This is a genomic window from Tamlana crocina, assembly GCF_012037625.1.
On the sequence record NZ_JAAVJS010000300.1, the window covers coordinates 1 to 422 of the forward strand.

Here is a 422-nt window from a genome sequence, read left to right on the forward strand (position 1 = left end):
TCCGGCATTTCCTGAAGGATCCATTATACAGGCGTCAAGAGTGACATTTCCTTCCCTGTCGGGTGCGCCGCCCCGGCCAACGGTGGTGTTTCGAATATCGGCCTCTTCCACCATTACGCCCTGCTCAACGGCATCAAGAGCCGAAGCTCCCTGGTCCAGCATTTTCCCAGCCTTTTGACTGGCATTAGGAAAATTCCAGGTTGCGACACAAAGGGGTTTAAAACTTTCCATTTTAGGAGTATTAAATAGATCTATAAAAGGAGAGACAGCAGCAAAGCCAATGCTGCTCACCGAAGTTGTTCTTATGAAATGGCGTCTTTTCAATTCCTGGCTGACAAATGTCGGTTGTAAATGTATGAAAAGTGATTATAAAATGTGAAGGTACTTTGAACAGCTTTAGATGAGAGTGCTCATATTTAGTG

Annotated in this window: 1 protein-coding gene; it reads right to left on the bottom strand. The window is 45.3% G+C overall.

The window, feature by feature from the left end; all coding sequences use genetic code 11:
• On the bottom strand, positions 1-231 hold a 231-nt coding region (locus tag HC176_RS20110; RefSeq protein WP_280818707.1), incomplete at its 3' end, for an isoaspartyl peptidase/L-asparaginase.
• Positions 232-422 lie beyond the last annotated feature (191 nt).